Source organism: Dryocola baronae (genome assembly GCF_051297175.1).
Taxonomy (GTDB): Bacteria; Pseudomonadota; Gammaproteobacteria; order Enterobacterales; family Enterobacteriaceae; genus Dryocola.
The window spans coordinates 4551164-4568358 of sequence record NZ_JBINNY010000001.1; the positions used below are offsets into that span (position 1 = coordinate 4551164).

Here is a 17195-nt window from a genome sequence, read left to right on the forward strand (position 1 = left end):
GGGTTACATCATGACGACGTCAAACTGCTCCTGATTATAGAGCGGTTCGATCTGTACTTTTACCTGCTTGCCGACAAAGATTTCTACCTCTGCCAGCGCGTGAGATTCTTCGCTTTTCAGCGCTTCGCCAACCGCCGGGGAGGCGTAAACCAGGAAGCGGTCTGAATCATAGGCGTGATGAACGCGCACGATTTCGCGCATGATTTCATAGCACACCGTTTCGACGGTTTTGACCGTGCCGCGCCCGTGGCACGTTGGACAACCTGCGCATAGCACGTGCTCCACGCTTTCGCGGGTGCGCTTGCGCGTCATCTCAACGAGGCCCAGCTGCGAGAAACCGTTGACGCTGGTTTTTACGCGGTCTTTGCTGAGCGCCTGCTCCAGCGAGTGCAGCACGCGGCGGCGGTGGTCTTCATTACTCATATCGATAAAGTCGATGATGATAATGCCGCCAAGATTACGCAGTCGAAGCTGGCGGGCGATGGCCTGCGTAGCTTCGATGTTGGTGTTGAAAATAGTATCGTCGAGGTTGCGATGGCCGACAAACGCGCCGGTGTTTATATCGACGGTGGTCATGGCTTCGGTTTGATCGATAACCAGATAGCCGCCGGATTTCAGCTCAACCTTGCGCTCCAGCGCACGCTGGATTTCATTTTCGACGTCGAACAGGTCGAAGATCGGCTGACGGCCGCTGTAGTGTTCGATTTTGCTGTTCATCTCCGGCATATATTCGGCGGTGAAGTCCAGCAGCATTTCGTAGGTCAGACGCGAGTCGACGCGAATTCTGTCGAGCGCCGCATCGGCAAAATCACGCAGCACGCGCTGCGCAAGCGCCAGTTCGCCGTACAGCTGGCAGCGGGTTTTGTTACGCTTTTTGCGTTCGCTGACCTTCGTCCACACGCGTTTCAGGTAGGCGGCATCGGAAGACAAATCTTCTTCACACACGCCTTCCGCCGCGGTACGAATGATAAACCCGCCCTGCTCGTCGCAGTAGGCGTTGACCACGCGTTTTAAACGTTCGCGCTCTTCTTCGCTTTCGATACGCTGGGAAACCCCAACGTGCGAAGCGCCGGGCATAAATACCAGGTAGCGCGACGGCAGAGTAATATCCGTTGTCAGACGAGCGCCTTTGGTGCCCAGCGGATCTTTCACCACCTGCACCATCAGGTCCTGGCCCTGACGAACCAGCTCGGAGATGTCGCGCACCGTGAAGTTCTTACGCTCTTCCCCGGCAACGCATTCGGTATGAGGCATGATGTCAGAGGCGTGAAGAAACGCTGCCTTATCAAGGCCAATATCTACAAATGCCGCCTGCATCCCCGGTAGCACCCGGCTAACACGACCTTTGTAGATATTCCCTACGATCCCCCGGCGCGCTTCGCGCTCGATGTGGATCTCCTGCAGTATTCCGCCGTCAATATAGGCTACCCGCGTCTCTGAAGGGGTAACATTGACCAGTAATTCAGCCGTCATCTTTTCCTCGTCCATCACGCAGCGCGTGAAAATTACTCAGTAATTCATACGTTTCTACCAGCGGCAATCCGACAACGGCGTGATAACTGCCGTTTATCTTCCTGACGAAGCAGCCACCAAGGCCCTGAATACCGTATGCCCCTGCTTTATCCATCGGTTCACCGCTGGCGACGTAAGCGGCGATATCCTGTTCTGATAAGCTTCGGAAAGTCACTTCTGTCACCACGAGGCAGTCGAGCACCGTCTGGCTATCGGCCAGCGCAACGGCGGTCATGACCTGATGCTGATGACCAGACAGTAATCGTAGCATCTCATGCGCATGTTGTTGATCGCGCGGCTTTTCCAAAACTTCACCATTGTAGATAACAATAGTGTCTGCCCCTAACACCGGTAAATCCTGCGGCGCCTGCGCCACGCCCGCCTGAGCTTTGTCTCGTGCCAGGCGGCGAACGTACTGTTCAGCGCTTTCATGTGCCAGACGCTTCTCTTCTACGTCTGTCACTATGCGTTCAAAAGACACGCCGAGCTGGGTGAGAAGTTCCTGGCGGCGTGGAGAACCGGAGGCAAGGTATAAAGCTGTCATGATGAATCCTACTGCACGGCAAATTGTTGACGAATTTTTCGCATCAACAGGAAAATCCACGGCCAAAGCACGCCGTTGACCACGCTACTCCAGAACACTTCCGGTCGGAAGGAGACGTTGATCACCAAAAACTCTGACCAGAAAACAATGACATCGGTTAGCAGTGACAAAAGCATCACCACCAGCGCCTGCTGCCAGAGCGCAAGGTTACGGAACAGCTGGAATTTAAGTGCGGCCAGGTAGGCGACGATACTCAGTGACAGGGCGCGAACGCCCAGCGTGGAGCCACTTATCAGATCCAGTATGGCACCCATCACAAAACCCGTGCCGACATTTACGCGATGCGGAAGCGCCAGGATCCAGTAAAGCAGAATCAGTAATACCCAGTCCGGACGATAGACTTTTAAATCGTCCGGCCAGGGCATGACCTGCAAGAGCAGAGCGACCAGAAATGACAGCCAGATAACCCAACGGCCCTGGCTACGATAACTCCCCACTACTGCCCTCCCTGGGTGACGGTGGCAGGCGCTGGGCTTGCCGCCGCGGGCACATGCGGCATACCTGTCGCCGGTGGCGGAACAGGCGCTGGCGGCCCGACGGAATCAGCCGAAGGCAGAACTTGCGGCATCATCTGCATCAAACGTTCGTTAGCCACGCGATGAACTTCTTCCGGCGGCATCGGCGTCTGACCTTCGCGGTCCGCGCCCCACAGCAGCAGCAGATAGCGCAGGCGCTGTAGGCCAGCCGTTGGACGAGCCTGAATCACGGTATAGGCGCGCTGGGTGTCCAGCTTCACGGAGGAAACGACGCCCACCGGGTAGCCTTCCGGGAAACGACCGCCCAGACCGGACGTCACCAGCACGTCGCCGACACGGATATCCGTATTGGCAGGCAGATGTTCCAGCTGCAGATCGTCTGTGCAGCCGTTACCGGCCGCAATCACGCGGATGTCGTTACGCAGCACCTGAATCGGCAGCGCATGGGTTGCATCACAAATCAGCAGCACGCGGCTGGTGAGTTTCGCGACGGCAACAACCTGACCGACGACGCCTTTGTCACTGATGACCGGCTGGCCTTCGTAAACACCGTTTACGCTGCCTTTATCAATGACAACCTGGTCGCTGTAGGGATCGTTTACGGTAGAGATGACCTGCGTCACCATCTTCTGCTCATCCTGTCGCAGCGGGGAGCCAAGCAGTTCACGCAGGCGTGCGTTTTCCTGTCGGTACTGGCCCAACATCAGCAGTTCGCTGTTTTTCAGGATCAGTTCCTGACGTAACGCACGGTTTTCAAGTTCCAACTGGTCACGGGAAGCGAGCGTTTGCGACACGCTATCAAGCAATTCACGGGGACCATTTGAGACAAAATAGAAAGGACTGACGGCAGTATCCATGTACGTTCGAATCTGGCTGAACGTACCGAGGCGGCTGTCGGCGATAATGACACCAATCGCCACCAGCAACGCCAGGATCAGGCGAAACTGCAGCGACGGGCCACGGCTAAAAATGGGCTTCATAGGCTATGCGTATTCCCAGGCCAACAAGAAGGGGAAGCCGATGACTCCCCCTTACCTGCGGCTGATTACTCTTCGCTGAACAAGTCGCCGCCGTGCATGTCGATCATTTCCAGTGCCTTGCCACCGCCACGGGCCACGCAAGTCAATGGATCTTCTGCAACCACTACAGGAATACCGGTTTCTTCCATCAGCAGACGGTCGAGGTTACGCAACAGTGCGCCACCGCCGGTCAATACCATACCGCGCTCGGAGATGTCGGAAGCCAGTTCTGGCGGGCATTGTTCCAGTGCAACCATCACCGCGCTGACGATACCGGTCAGCGGCTCCTGCAGGGCTTCGAGGATTTCGTTGGAGTTCAGAGTGAAGCCACGCGGCACACCTTCAGCCAGGTTACGGCCACGAACTTCGATCTCACGAACTTCATCGCCAGGATAGGCAGAACCGATTTCGTGCTTGATACGTTCGGCAGTTGCTTCACCAATCAGGGAGCCGTAGTTACGACGCACATAATTAATGATGGCTTCATCGAAGCGGTCACCGCCGATACGAACAGAAGAGGAATAAACCACGCCGTTCAGGGAGATAACGGCAACTTCGGTAGTACCACCACCGATATCCACAACCATAGAACCGGTTGCTTCAGAAACGGGCAGGCCTGCACCGATGGCCGCAGCCATTGGCTCTTCAATCAGGAACACTTCACGAGCACCAGCACCCTGGGCGGATTCACGAATAGCACGACGTTCAACCTGCGTTGCGCCAACCGGCACACAAACCAGCACGCGCGGGCTTGGGCGCATGAAGCTGTTGCTGTGAACCTGCTTGATGAAGTGTTGCAGCATTTTTTCAGTCACGAAAAAGTCAGCGATAACGCCGTCTTTCATTGGACGAATAGCCGCGATGTTGCCAGGCGTACGGCCCAGCATCTGTTTTGCGTCATGACCGACGGCAGCAACGCTTTTCGGTGAACCGGCACGATCCTGGCGAATGGCCACGACGGAGGGCTCATTCAGTACGATGCCTTGTCCTTTTACATAAATCAGGGTATTCGCGGTACCCAGGTCAATGGACAGGTCATTGGAAAACATGCCACGAAATTTTTTCAACATACTAAGGGATAATCCTGAAAGCTGGGGCGGAAACAAAATCCGCTTACTTTACCAACCACACATTGCAGCGACAAGGCGCAAAAAATGTTCTGCAACGGTGAAAATTTGTGCAGTTTGCTTTACCTGTCTCACCTACAAACCTTTGTTCCCAAACCGCCTGGTAAGTGAACAAACGCGGTAGATTTAACGAACAGGGCAATGCAGCAAACCCATACATTGCATGCTGCGACATTCTGACCGGCAGACGCACGCGCCCCCTTGAGATGCAGCGCGCGTTATTCTACGTGAAATATTAATAAACGGCAGGTTAAACCGAGTATCTTTGAGAATATTTTTTCACGTTGCTATCCAGAGGTGCGGAGGCGGCAAAGAAATCACCCTGAGCGCCGCTTACCCCTTTTTCGACCAGCGTCTGCCATTCGCCACGCTTCCTTACGCCGGTAGCAAATACCTGAGTTTGCGTCCCGTTACAGGCCTCAACGAGGCTCTGTACAAACAGCTGATTTTCGGTTCGCTTCTCAATATTGTGCACCAGCCCCGGATGCAGCTTGATCAGCTCAACATCCAGATCCTTGATATATGTTGTACTAACAACGGTTAAGCCAGCCTGAACGATAGCTACCCGCACGCCCAAAGCCTGTACCAACCGTATAACCGGCTGCAACCGGCTGATGTGTTGACAAACATCCGCCTCCGCAAGTTCAAAAATAATTCGTTTTCGCAGCGATTTTTCACACTGCATTAACGTATCCCGCAGCCAGCGCTGGAAAGGGACGCGAATCAGTGCGTCAACGGTTACCTGAACGGCCAGTGTTTCCTCTGGCCAGAAGCGGAGAAGAGGCAGCGTTCGCGTCAGGACCTGGCGGTCGTACTGCTCAGACAGGCCGAACTGTTTCACCATCGGCATATATTCCGCCGACAGCACCTCCTGTTCACCATCAAAGATGCGGCACAGGATCTCTCGATGATGGGTATAACCATCGCGCATAACGGCAGGCTTTTGATAGAAGCGCGGGCCGCCACGCTGTAGCGCCTGTTCAATCAGCGTACGCCACTTAACGTTTCCGCGCCCCTTTTCCGGCAATTTATCGTCATATACCGACCAGCTGTTGGTTCCCTGCAAGGAGGCGTTGCGGGTGGCGACTTCCACATCTTCCATCACCTGCTCTTTCGTCTGCCCGCTTCGCCAGGCGCAAATACCGATATGCAGCATATCGTTATGGTCGACCATGCGGGTGGCTGGCAGGGTATCGACGGCCTTCAAAAGCTGGCTTGCGATGCTGTCGGCTTCTTTTAAGGTGCGATGCGGTAGCAGAACGGCGAAGTCGCTGCGGAAATAGCGGGCCAGCAGCGCGCCGGGATAGCGCATCACAAACGTCGACAACATATTGATAAGCGTAAAGAGATACTCTTCTACGGCCGCCCGGCCCCAGGTATCGTGCAGGGTGTCAAAATCAGGCAGGCGAATCATCATCACCACGCCGTGCGCCCCAACCTGTTCATGATCTTCCAGCAGCATTGCCAGCTGGTTGTCAAAGAACATGCGGTTATTCAGGCCGGTTTTCGCGTCCTGAGCGGCGAAGGCGCGGATCAGGGTATCCATTCTGCTGCGCTGTTCGCTGACGTTGTGCAAATCAGAAAGCAGCAGGTCGAGGGCGCTGCTCGCCCTGGTCGGCCATTCAAGAACCGACCCCCGAACCTGCGCCCCGCGCTCACCGTTAAGAATTCGCGTTGCGCGACTTTCAAGCAGCTCTTCGCCGGCAAGCTGCTTTTTGACCCAGCGAACGGCAAAAAACAGCACCACCAGCATTATCCCAATGGCGATGGTCAGCGGTACGGTGGTGAAAATGGAGTTGTAGTAGTTGGCGACCGGATCGCGGAATGTCAGGCTGACAAACATTCCCGGGTGCTTCATTAGCTCGACAGTGACGCTTCTAAAGCCAAGCTGTGCGCCACCGCCCGGGGTATAAGCCTGCTTGAGCGTGTGGGCGTAAACCTCTTTGTCACCCATGCGCAGACGGATTTCGGTGATATCGACCGGAACCATGACTTCATTGAGGCGGGTAAGTAAAAGCTGGGGAGAAGAGGTGACTAATTCATTATCAATGATGGTAGCGACCGCGAGCACTCGCTGGTTCACTTTGTCATGTGCGGCGTTAAAAAAACTCAGCGAACAGCCTATGAGCGTCACGAAAATCGCAAGCCCCGTTAGTAAGGTCATGAAAGCTGAAAGTTTCGTCGTTAATCGCATCCTTGTGTTAACTCCGTATGATGAAAAATGCCGCCTGTAGCCGGGCCAGGATTGACGCGGCATTACATAGCAAAAGGCAATGCCAGGCAAATACCCACAGTCAAAATATCGCCATTTATTGCGGCAAACGGGTATTCCGCGCCAATTAGCGAGTATAGACCCCAGCATTCGTTTGCCAATGTAAAGGCAGGCGGGTCAGCGGAGCGGCGGGTCAAATTTCAATTTTCTGTGACATATTCGCCGGGAAGCGACTTCTCCGTCATGCTTAGTTAAAAGCCCTGCTGGAGATAGTCATGAAGAAGGTCACTGCCCTCACCGAAGCGGACGTTACGCCGGAATCCGTTTTTATGCTCAAGCGTCGTCAGGTTCTTAAAGCCCTGGGTATTAGCGCTGCGGCGCTGAGCCTTCCGCGCACGGCTGAGGCCGATATTCTTTCGTGGTTTAAAGGTAACGATCGACCGCCTGCGCCAGCCGGAAAGGCGCTGGACTTCAACAAGCCCGCGCAGTGGCAGGCCAAGCTTGCCATGACGCCGGAGGATAAGGTCACCGGATACAATAACTTCTACGAGTTTGGTCTGGACAAAGCCGACCCGGCTGCGAACGCGGGCAGCCTGAAAACCGATCCCTGGCAGGTGAAAATCAGCGGTGAAGTGGCAAAGCCGATGACGCTCGATCTGGATGATTTATACAAACGCTTCCCGCTCGAAGAACGCATTTATCGCATGCGCTGCGTAGAAGCGTGGTCGATGGTGGTGCCGTGGATTGGCTTCCCGCTCAGCAAGCTTTTAGCGCTCGTGGAACCAAACAGCAGCGCCAAATACGTCGCTTTTGAAACGCTCTACGATCCGGAGCAGATGCCAGGCCAAAAAGACCGGTTTATCGGCGGCGGTTTGAAATATCCCTACGTTGAAGGGCTGCGCCTTGATGAAGCGATGCACCCACTGACGATGCTGACCGTCGGCGTCTACGGCAAAGCGCTGCCGCCGCAGAACGGCGCACCGATTCGCCTGACCGTACCGTGGAAATATGGCTTCAAGGGCATTAAGTCGATAGTCAGCATTAAGCTGGTGCGCGAACTGCCGCCCACAACCTGGAATATGGCCGCGCCCGACGAATACGGTTTTTATGCCAACGTGAACCCGCACGTCGATCATCCGCGCTGGTCGCAGGCATCGGAAAGGTTTATCGGCGCAGGCGGCGTGCTGGAGGTGAAACGTCAGCCAACGCTGCTGTTTAACGGCTATGCCGATCAGGTGGCGTCGCTGTATCGCGGCTTGAATTTAAAGGAGAACTTCTGAGTGCGATTAACGGCGAAGCAAATCACATGGCTTAAGGTGGTGCTGCATCTTGCCGCCTTTCTACCTTTTATATGGCTGGTGTACGCCGCAAGCCAGGGGCTGTTTAGCGCCGATCCGGCGAAAGATATTCAGCATTTTACCGGCAGGATGGCCCTGAAGCTGCTGCTCGCGACGCTGCTTATCACTCCGCTTGCCCGCTATGCTAAACAACCGCTGCTGATCCGCACCCGGCGGCTGCTTGGCGTATGGTGTTTTGCCTGGGCTACGCTGCATCTTGTCAGCTATTCCCTGCTTGAGTTAGGGATAAGCAATCTTGGCCTGCTTGGGCAGGAGCTGGTAACGCGCCCTTATCTGATGCTGGGGATTATCAGTTGGGTGATTCTGCTTGCATTAGCCGTGACCTCGACCCAGCGCGCACAGCGTAAATTAGGTTCACGCTGGCAAAAATTGCACAACTTCGTCTATCTGGTCGCCATCCTTGCCCCTATTCATTATCTTTGGTCGGTGAAGATTATCTCCCCTCAGCCCTTGCTTTATGCATTGGGTGCCGTCATTCTCCTCGCCCTGCGTTACAAGAAGTTCCGCCAGTGGTGGCGCTAATTATAAAAGTGCGCCCCGCTTTGCAAAATACGCCCGCCAACGGGCGTTGAACGCCATATGGGTTGATCATCTTCCCTGATAAGACCAGTATTTAGCTGCCAAATGCTACGAAATCGTTATAATGTGCGACTTTGGTTTTTCCAGAGGGGCAATTTTAGGCTCTGAAGGTGACAACCGAGCAACTTAGGTATATTTTGTTAAATGCCTACAAATTGCGGGAGATGGCAGCACGATGTCGGGTAAATTTCACATTTTGCTTTTGAACGGTCCTAATCTGAACATGCTGGGAACACGCGAACCGGACAAGTACGGTAGCCAAACCCTGGAACAGATTGTTAACACGCTTGAGAACGAAGCGAAAACCCTCAATGTGTCGCTCAGCCACCTGCAATCGAATGCGGAATATGCGCTAATCGACCGAATTCATCAGGCTAAAGACAACGTGGACTTTATCCTAATCAATCCGGCCGCGTTTACGCATACAAGCGTTGCGCTGCGTGATGCCCTGCTGGCGGTGAGTATCCCGTTTATCGAGATCCACCTGAGCAATGTGCACGCACGTGAACCGTTCCGCCATCATTCATATCTTTCTGATAAAGCTGTCGGTGTGATCTGCGGTTTAGGCGCTGACGGTTATTCATATGCACTACAGACGGCGGTAAAACGCCTGTCACAATCCATCTAAACAAGAGTACGGAACCCACTCATGGATATTCGTAAGATTAAAAAACTGATCGAGCTGGTTGAAGAATCAGGCATCTCCGAACTGGAAATTTCTGAAGGCGAAGAATCTGTTCGCATCAGCCGTAGCGCGCCAAACGCGGGCTATCCGATGATGCAACAGGCTTACGCTGCACCAATGTACCAGCCGCAGCCGCAACCAGGCCTGTCCAACGCTGTTGCTCCTGCCACCACCCCGGCAATGGAAGCGCCAGCGGCTGCTGAAGTCAGTGGTCACATCGTACGTTCCCCGATGGTCGGTACTTTCTACCGCACCCCAAGCCCGGATGCGAAAGCGTTTGTTGAAGTTGGCCAGAAAGTTAACGTTGGCGACACCCTGTGCATCGTTGAAGCAATGAAAATGATGAACCAGATCGAAGCTGACAAAGCCGGTGTGGTGAAAGCCATTCTGGTTGAAAACGGCCAACCGGTAGAATATGACGAGCCGCTGGTCGTCATCGAGTAACGAGGCGAACATGCTGGATAAAATTGTTATCGCTAACCGTGGTGAGATCGCTCTGCGTATTCTTCGTGCCTGTAAAGAACTGGGCATCAAGACCGTCGCTGTGCACTCAAGCGCGGACCGCGACTTAAAACACGTATTACTGGCGGATGAAACGGTCTGTATCGGCCCGGCTCCTTCCGTAAAAAGCTATCTGAATATCCCGGCAATTATCTCTGCCGCCGAAATTACCGGCGCAGTAGCGATTCACCCGGGCTACGGCTTCCTGTCTGAAAACGCCAACTTTGCCGAGCAGGTTGAGCGTTCAGGCTTTATCTTCATTGGCCCGCGTGCCGAAACTATCCGCCTGATGGGCGATAAAGTTTCCGCAATCAACGCGATGAAGAAAGCTGGCGTACCTTGCGTACCAGGTTCTGACGGCCCACTCGACGGCGATATGGATAAAAACCGTGCCCATGCCAAGCGCATCGGTTATCCGGTTATTATCAAAGCGTCCGGCGGCGGCGGCGGTCGCGGTATGCGCGTAGTTCGTAGCGATGCCGAGCTTGAGCAATCCATTAATATGACCCGTGCGGAAGCAAAAGCTGCTTTCAACAACGACATGGTCTATATGGAGAAGTACCTCGAAAACCCACGCCATATCGAAATTCAGGTACTGGCTGACGGTCAGGGTAAAGCCATCTATCTGGCAGAACGCGACTGTTCCATGCAGCGTCGTCACCAGAAAGTCGTCGAAGAAGCGCCAGCGCCGGGCATCACGCCGGAACTGCGTAAGTTCATCGGCGAGCGCTGCGCGAAAGCCTGTGTCGATATCAACTATCGCGGCGCGGGCACCTTCGAGTTCCTGTTCGAGAACGGTGAGTTCTACTTCATTGAAATGAACACCCGTATTCAGGTTGAGCACCCGGTAACAGAAATGATCACCGGCGTTGACCTGATCAAAGAACAGCTGCGCATTGCTGCGGGTCAGCCGCTGTCAATCAAGCAAGAAGAAGTGATCGTCAAAGGCCATGCGGTGGAATGCCGTATTAACGCCGAAGACCCGAACACCTTCCTGCCAAGCCCTGGCAAAATCACCCGCTTCCATGCGCCCGGTGGTTTTGGTGTGCGCTGGGAATCACATATTTACGCCGGCTACACCGTACCGCCGTATTATGATTCCATGATTGGCAAATTGATTTGCTACGGCGAAACCCGTGAAGTGGCGATCTCCCGTATGAAGAACGCGCTGGCGGAACTGATCATCGACGGCATCAAAACCAACGTTGATTTGCAGACCCGTATCATGAACGACGAACACTTCCAGCACGGTGGGACTAACATCCACTATCTGGAGAAAAAGCTCGGTCTTCAGGACTAAGTTTTTCCGTTACGTCGCTTAATAAGGCCGGGGAAACCCGGCCTTTTTCTTTTTTGATCCCCCGCCCGATTTGATGCGTTACAATCGCCGCTTTCCGCGAACTCAAGGGATAATAATGGACACGCGTTTTGTTCAGGCCAATAAAGAAGCGCGCTGGGCGCTGTGGCTTACCCTGGCCTATCTTGCAGCTTGGTTAGTGGCTGCTTACTTACCTGGCGACGAAATTGGCCCCACCGGCCTGCCGCACTGGTTCGAGATGGCCTGTCTGCTGGTTCCTCTGGTCTTTATCGTGCTGTGCTGGGCGATGGTGAAGTTTATCTTCCGCGACATTTCCCTGGAGGATGACCATGCAGCTTGAAGTTATCGCCGTCCTGGTTATTTACCTGTTTGTCGTTTTCGGCCTTTCCGTTTATGCAATGCGTAAGCGCAGCACCGGCACGTTCCTGAGCGAGTATTTCCTTGGCAGTCGTTCTATGGGCGGGTTCGTTTTGGCCATGACCCTGACGGCAACGTACATCAGCGCCAGCTCGTTTATCGGCGGCCCCGGCGCGGCGTATAAATACGGGCTCGGCTGGGTGCTGCTGGCGATGATCCAAATCCCAACTATTTGGCTTTCGCTGGGGATACTTGGTAAGAAATTCGCGATTCTTGCTCGCCGCTATAACGCCATTACGCTCAACGACATGCTGCAGGCCCGCTATCAAAACCGTGCGGTCGTCTGGATTGCAAGCGTTAGCCTGCTGGTCGCCTTTGTCGGGGCAATCGCCGTGCAGTTTATTGGCGGTGCGCGCCTGCTGGAAACCGCTGCGGGCATAAAGTATGAGAACGGTTTGCTGATCTTCGGCATTACCATCGCTTTGTATACCGCCTTTGGCGGCTTTCGCGCCAGCGTGCTCAACGACACGATGCAGGGTATGGTGATGCTTATCGGCACCATCGTGCTGCTAGTGGGCGTCGTTCATGCGGCTGGCGGCCTGCATAGCGCGGTGGACAAACTTCAACAGATCGACCCGCAGCTGGTGAGCCCGCAAGGCGCGGAGGGATTCCTCACGCCGACATTTATGGCTTCATTTTGGGTGCTGGTGTGCTTTGGCGTCATCGGTCTGCCTCATACGGCCGTGCGCTGTATTTCTTACAAAGACAGCAAGGCCGTACATCGCGGAATTATTATCGGCACCGTTGTGGTGGCAATCCTGATGCTGGGCATGCACCTTGCCGGGGCGCTTGGGCGCGCCGTTTTACCTCATCTTACGGTGCCGGACCAGGTCATCCCCACGCTGATGATGCAGGTGCTTCCACCGTGGGCTGCCGGTCTTTTTCTTGCTGCGCCAATGGCCGCCATCATGTCAAACGTAAACGCCCATTTGCTGCAGGCATCGGCTACGATCGTCAAAGATCTTTGGTTAAGCGCCAATCCAACAAAGGTTCACAGGGAACAGCGCCTGAAACGCATTTCAACCATCACCACGCTGGTGTTGGGCGTACTAATGATGCTGGCCGCCTGGCGCCCGCCCGAGATGATTATCTGGTTAAACCTGCTGGCTTTCGGCGGTCTTGAAGCCGTGTTCCTTTGGCCGTTAGTTCTTGGCCTGTATTGGGAAAAAGCCAATGCGGCAGGTGCGCTGAGCGGAATGATAGTCGGCGGCGTTCTTTACGCCGTGCTGGCGAGCTTTAGCATTCAGCTGCTCGGTTTCCACCCGATCGTTCCTTCACTATTATTAAGTTTGCTGGCCTTCATCATCGGCAACCGCTTTGGCCATACGGTGCCGGAGCCAGCGCTTGTTTCAACTACTGATAAATAAAGAGTTTCGCCATGCCATGGATTCAACTGAAGATTAATACCACCGGCGCCAACGCTGAAGAGCTAGGCGATGCCCTGATTGAAAGCGGATCGGTATCCGTGACGTTTCAGGACACGCACGACACGCCGGTATTTGAACCCCTGCCGGGTGAAACTCGTCTGTGGGGCGATACCAATGTGACCGGCCTGTTTGACGCCGAAGCCGACATGAAAGAAGTCGTCGCCATCCTCGAAAATCATCCGCTGCTGGGTGAGGGCTTCCACCACAAGATTGAACAGCTGGAAGACAAAGACTGGGAGCGCGAGTGGATGGATAACTTCCACCCGATGCGCTTCGGCAAACGTCTGTGGATCTGCCCGAGCTGGCGCGACGTGCCGGATGCGACGGCGGTTAACGTTATGCTCGATCCGGGCCTTGCTTTCGGTACGGGCACGCACCCGACGACGTCATTGTGTCTGGAATGGTTAGATGGGCTCGACCTGGAAGGCAAAACCGTTATCGACTTCGGCTGTGGCTCGGGCATTCTTGCCATTGCTGCGCTGAAGCTGGGCGCGGCTAAAGCTATCGGTATCGATATCGACCCGCAGGCGATTCAGGCCAGCCGCGATAATGCCCAGCGTAACGGCGTATCCGAGCGCCTCGAGCTTTATCTGCCGAAAGACCAGCCTGAGGCAATGAGCGCCGATGTGGTGGTCGCGAATATCCTTGCTGGCCCGTTACGCGAGCTTGCACCGCTTATTAGCGTGCTGCCTGTTCAGGGCGGCTTGCTGGGGCTGTCTGGCATACTGGCAAGCCAGGCGGAGAGCGTTTGTGAAGCCTATGCGGACAAATTCACGCTCGATCCGGTCGCTGAAAAAGAAGAATGGTGCCGCATCACCGGCATCAAGCAGCGATAATTTTCGCGCTATTACGCGGCCTTCGGGCCGCGTTAGTTATTACAATCTCCCCTATCTCCGCCATTTTTTGCCTCTCTTCCCCGTGAATTTGAATTTATAATATATCGCCTTAATCTATTGATTAAGAGAATAATATTTCAAAAACACAATCAGGGAATGAATATATGAAAACTACACTACGCGCCGTGGCGCTGCTCACTATGGGCATGCTGCCCGCTTTTGCTATGGCTTCTCACTGGAGCTATGAAGGTGAGGGTTCCCCAGAGCACTGGGGCGAAATGAGCGCTGAAAACCAGCTGTGCAAAAAGGGTATGAACCAGTCGCCGATTGATATCAAAGAAACGCTGAACGCGCACATCAACCCCCTCAAAGCCAGCTATATCGATTCCCCCCTCAATATTACCAACAACGGCCATACCGTTCAGGCAGGTTTTGCTGACGGTGCGAAAGACGTTGTGATGATTGACGGCGTGGTCTTCCAGCTCCAGCAGATGCACTTCCACGCACCGAGCGAAAATACCCTTCATGGCAAACATTACGCGATGGAAATGCACATGGTGCATAAGAACGCCGAGGGCGATGTAGCCGTCGTTGCCGTAATGTTTGATACCGGGGCTGCTAATAGCGAGCTGTCGAAACTTTGGGGTGCAATGCCGGGCAAGGTGGATGAAACCAAAGCGCTGAGCCAAAAAATTGATATCAACAAGCTGCTGCCAAAAGATTTGTCTCACTACCGCTTCAGCGGCTCCCTGACTACGCCTCCGTGTACAGAGGGCGTGCGCTGGCTGGTGATGAAGCATCCGCTGACCCTTTCTGAATCCCAACTGAAACAATTCACGGAAGTTATGCATCACAACAACAACCGTCCGGTTCAGCCTTTACATGGCCGCGTCGTTGTAGAGTAAATCTCTCAGAAGCGGGGCGAAAGCTCCGCTTTTACGATGTTTTATCCGCAAAAAATGACCGCACTTCTCCGCAACATAATGTGACATTCCTCGCATAAAAACGTTGAAAAAGGTGAAGAAAGCAGCAGTTTATAGTGCGGCACGGCGCTAAATTGCGGTTAATTGCTACTGTTTTTCAGTTAATTTGAACCGATTGAAAATTAATCAACTCATCTTAACATTATGAAATTAAAAACAAATATTTCCAAGGTCTTATACGGCTTAATGATTCATTGATCTGCGACAGCGGATTGCTCAAAGTTTGTCCTTTCATCTCGGGTAAAAAATGCGTAATATACGCCGCCTTGCAGGTACAGTATGGTCATTTCTTAACTCATGCGCATCGGACACCACCAGCTCAGAAATCGCCTTATTGCAGCACCGATGGCTGGCATCACTGACAGACCATTCAGGACGCTGTGTTACGAGATGGGAGCAGGTTTAACCGTTTCCGAGATGATGTCTTCAAACCCAGAAGTTTGGGCGAGCGACAAATCCCGCTTACGGATGGTGCATGTCGATGAACCAGGTATCCGCACCGTGCAAATTGCCGGAAGCGATCCTGAAGAAATGGCAGAAGCCGCACGCATTAACGTGGCTAATGGCGCTCAGATTATTGATATCAATATGGGGTGCCCGGCCAAGAAAGTGAATCGCAAACTGGCAGGTTCAGCCCTTCTGCAGTACCCGAGTCTGGTGAAGTCTATCGTGACGACGGTGGTGAAGGCAGTGGACGTTCCTGTGACGTTAAAGATTCGCACTGGTTGGGACACGGCGCACCGTAACTGTGTAGAGATTGCCCAACTGGCTGAAGAGTGTGGCATTCAGGCCCTGACAATTCATGGACGCACCCGCGCCTGTTTATTCCAGGGAGACGCTGAGTACGACAGTATTCGGGCAGTTAAGCAGAAAGTTTCCATTCCGATTATCGCGAATGGTGACATTACTGACCCGCTTAAAGCCAGAGCTGTGCTCGACTATACAGGGGCTGATGCTCTGATGATAGGACGTGCAGCTCAGGGAAGACCCTGGATCTTTCGGGAAATCCAGCACTATCTGGACACTGGAGAGTTGCTTCCGCCCTTGCCTCTGGCAGAGGTGAAGAACTTACTTTGTGCACACATTCGGGAACTCCATGACTTTTATGGTCAGGTAAAGGGATACCGAATTGCGCGCAAACACGTTTCCTGGTATCTCCAGGAACACGCTCCGGATGACCAGTTTCGGCGCACATTCAACGCCATTGAAGATGCAGGCGAACAGCTTGCGGCGTTGGAGGCATACTTCGAAAATTTTGCGTAAACAGAAATAAAGAGCTGACAGAACTATGTTCGAACAACGCGTAAATTCTGACGTACTGACCGTTTCTACCGTTAACTCTCAGGACCAGGTTACCCAAAAACCCCTGCGTGACTCCGTGAAACAGGCACTGAAGAACTATTTTGCTCAACTGAATGGTCAAGATGTTAACGATCTGTATGAGCTGGTACTGGCTGAAGTAGAGCAGCCATTGTTGGACATGGTGATGCAATACACCCGTGGCAACCAAACCCGTGCTGCCCTGATGATGGGCATCAACCGTGGTACGCTGCGCAAAAAATTGAAAAAATACGGCATGAACTGATACTAATCAGTTAGTGTTGTTTAGAAAGGCGCTCTTCGGCATGGGGAAGCGCCTTTTTTATCATCCGAATCCTGGCTTTTGATCCTTATTTTCTCCACAATTTTGCGCCCGGGTTTTGTTTCCTCCACTTTGTTTACATTCCACATGAATTGACATTATTCCCTCCTCCTTACGGGGTGATGGCGGTGATAAAATCAGCGCATTCACACCGAGGTGGCATTTGTGAAGACTCAGTGCCCGTACCGCGCACCAGTGAGAGTTATCCCTGCCTCGGGGATCGAGTCAATGAGGTTTAAATATGAAAAAGTTAATTGCCGCAGCGCTACTTTCAACGCTTCTGGCGGGTTGTGCGACCAACTCACCTTGTGTACCGGTTTATGACGATCAGGGTCGTCTGGTGCATACCAATACCTGTATGAAAGGCACCACTCAGGATAACTGGGAAACCGCGGGCGCCATCGCCGGCGGCGCGGCAGCTCTTGCTGGACTGACGCTGGGTATCGTTGCTTTAACGAAATAAAGCTAAATATGTGAGCCAGAAAAGCGCGACTAACCT

The 17195-nt window shown here is 53.7% G+C and carries 18 protein-coding genes; 12 read left to right on the plus strand and 6 right to left on the minus strand.

The window, feature by feature from the left end; translation table 11 throughout:
• Positions 1-3: 3 nt before the first annotated feature.
• The 6 genes from rng to csrD form a co-directional block, all read right to left on the minus strand.
• Positions 4-1473: a ribonuclease G gene (gene rng / locus ACSPHG_RS21460; protein ID WP_435955527.1), complete on the minus strand. Its 1470-nt coding sequence runs from the start codon at positions 1471-1473 to the stop codon at positions 4-6.
• Positions 1463-2056 (minus strand): Maf family protein, encoded by a 594-nt coding sequence (locus ACSPHG_RS21465; RefSeq protein ID WP_435955529.1) that lies wholly within the window; start codon positions 2054-2056, stop codon positions 1463-1465. Before ACSPHG_RS21465 ends, rng begins: the two co-directional genes overlap by 11 nt.
• Positions 2057-2064: 8 nt before the next feature.
• On the minus strand, positions 2065-2553 hold the full coding sequence (gene mreD, locus ACSPHG_RS21470; protein ID WP_435955530.1) for a rod shape-determining protein MreD: 489 nt from the start codon (positions 2551-2553) through the stop codon (positions 2065-2067).
• Positions 2553-3572: a rod shape-determining protein MreC gene (gene mreC / locus ACSPHG_RS21475; protein WP_435955531.1), complete on the minus strand. Its 1020-nt coding sequence runs from the start codon at positions 3570-3572 to the stop codon at positions 2553-2555. The genes mreD and mreC overlap by 1 nt, the downstream gene beginning before the upstream one ends.
• Before the next feature lie 65 nt (positions 3573-3637).
• The gene (mreB, locus tag ACSPHG_RS21480) at positions 3638-4681 is read right to left on the minus strand and encodes a rod shape-determining protein MreB (RefSeq protein WP_000913396.1); all 1044 of its coding nucleotides are present in this window, start codon (positions 4679-4681) and stop codon (positions 3638-3640) included.
• Positions 4682-4988: 307 nt separating this feature from the next.
• Complete coding sequence (gene csrD, locus ACSPHG_RS21485; RefSeq protein WP_435955532.1) at positions 4989-6932, minus strand: RNase E specificity factor CsrD; 1944 nt, start codon at positions 6930-6932, stop codon at positions 4989-4991.
• A 293-nt stretch (positions 6933-7225) separates the two neighbouring features.
• On the opposite strand from csrD, the gene msrP reads away from it, so the two are divergent.
• The 12 genes from msrP (at position 7226) to ACSPHG_RS21545 (ending at position 17159) form a co-directional block, all read left to right on the plus strand.
• Complete coding sequence (gene msrP, locus ACSPHG_RS21490; RefSeq protein WP_435955534.1) at positions 7226-8230, plus strand: protein-methionine-sulfoxide reductase catalytic subunit MsrP; 1005 nt, start codon at positions 7226-7228, stop codon at positions 8228-8230.
• The gene (gene msrQ, locus ACSPHG_RS21495) at positions 8231-8830 is read left to right on the plus strand and encodes a protein-methionine-sulfoxide reductase heme-binding subunit MsrQ (protein ID WP_435955536.1); all 600 of its coding nucleotides are present in this window, start codon (positions 8231-8233) and stop codon (positions 8828-8830) included.
• Positions 8831-9062: 232 nt separating this feature from the next.
• Positions 9063-9515, plus strand: a complete 453-nt coding sequence (gene aroQ, locus ACSPHG_RS21500) for a type II 3-dehydroquinate dehydratase (protein WP_435955538.1) — start codon at positions 9063-9065, stop codon at positions 9513-9515.
• A 21-nt stretch (positions 9516-9536) separates the two neighbouring features.
• Positions 9537-10016 (plus strand): acetyl-CoA carboxylase biotin carboxyl carrier protein, encoded by a 480-nt coding sequence (gene accB / locus ACSPHG_RS21505; RefSeq protein ID WP_435955539.1) that lies wholly within the window; start codon positions 9537-9539, stop codon positions 10014-10016.
• Positions 10017-10026: 10 nt separating this feature from the next.
• A complete protein-coding gene (gene accC / locus ACSPHG_RS21510; protein WP_435955540.1) occupies positions 10027-11373 on the plus strand; it encodes an acetyl-CoA carboxylase biotin carboxylase subunit in 1347 nt (448 codons plus the stop codon).
• A 115-nt stretch (positions 11374-11488) separates the two neighbouring features.
• On the plus strand, positions 11489-11731 hold the full coding sequence (locus ACSPHG_RS21515; RefSeq protein ID WP_435955541.1) for a YhdT family protein: 243 nt from the start codon (positions 11489-11491) through the stop codon (positions 11729-11731).
• A complete protein-coding gene (gene panF / locus ACSPHG_RS21520) occupies positions 11721-13175 on the plus strand; it encodes a sodium/pantothenate symporter (protein WP_435955542.1) in 1455 nt (484 codons plus the stop codon). Before ACSPHG_RS21515 ends, panF begins: the two co-directional genes overlap by 11 nt.
• Positions 13176-13186: 11 nt before the next feature.
• Complete coding sequence (gene prmA, locus ACSPHG_RS21525) at positions 13187-14071, plus strand: 50S ribosomal protein L11 methyltransferase (RefSeq protein ID WP_435955543.1); 885 nt, start codon at positions 13187-13189, stop codon at positions 14069-14071.
• 164 nt (positions 14072-14235) lie between these two features.
• Positions 14236-14976: a carbonic anhydrase gene (locus tag ACSPHG_RS21530; RefSeq protein WP_435955544.1), complete on the plus strand. Its 741-nt coding sequence runs from the start codon at positions 14236-14238 to the stop codon at positions 14974-14976.
• A gap of 375 nt (positions 14977-15351) precedes the next feature.
• The gene (gene dusB, locus ACSPHG_RS21535) at positions 15352-16317 is read left to right on the plus strand and encodes a tRNA dihydrouridine synthase DusB (RefSeq protein ID WP_435955545.1); all 966 of its coding nucleotides are present in this window, start codon (positions 15352-15354) and stop codon (positions 16315-16317) included.
• Between the two features lie 25 nt (positions 16318-16342).
• Positions 16343-16639: a DNA-binding transcriptional regulator Fis gene (gene fis / locus ACSPHG_RS21540; protein WP_000462905.1), complete on the plus strand. Its 297-nt coding sequence runs from the start codon at positions 16343-16345 to the stop codon at positions 16637-16639.
• 298 nt (positions 16640-16937) lie between these two features.
• A complete protein-coding gene (locus tag ACSPHG_RS21545) occupies positions 16938-17159 on the plus strand; it encodes a hypothetical protein (protein ID WP_202306212.1) in 222 nt (73 codons plus the stop codon).
• The last annotated feature ends 36 nt before the right edge of the window (positions 17160-17195 follow it).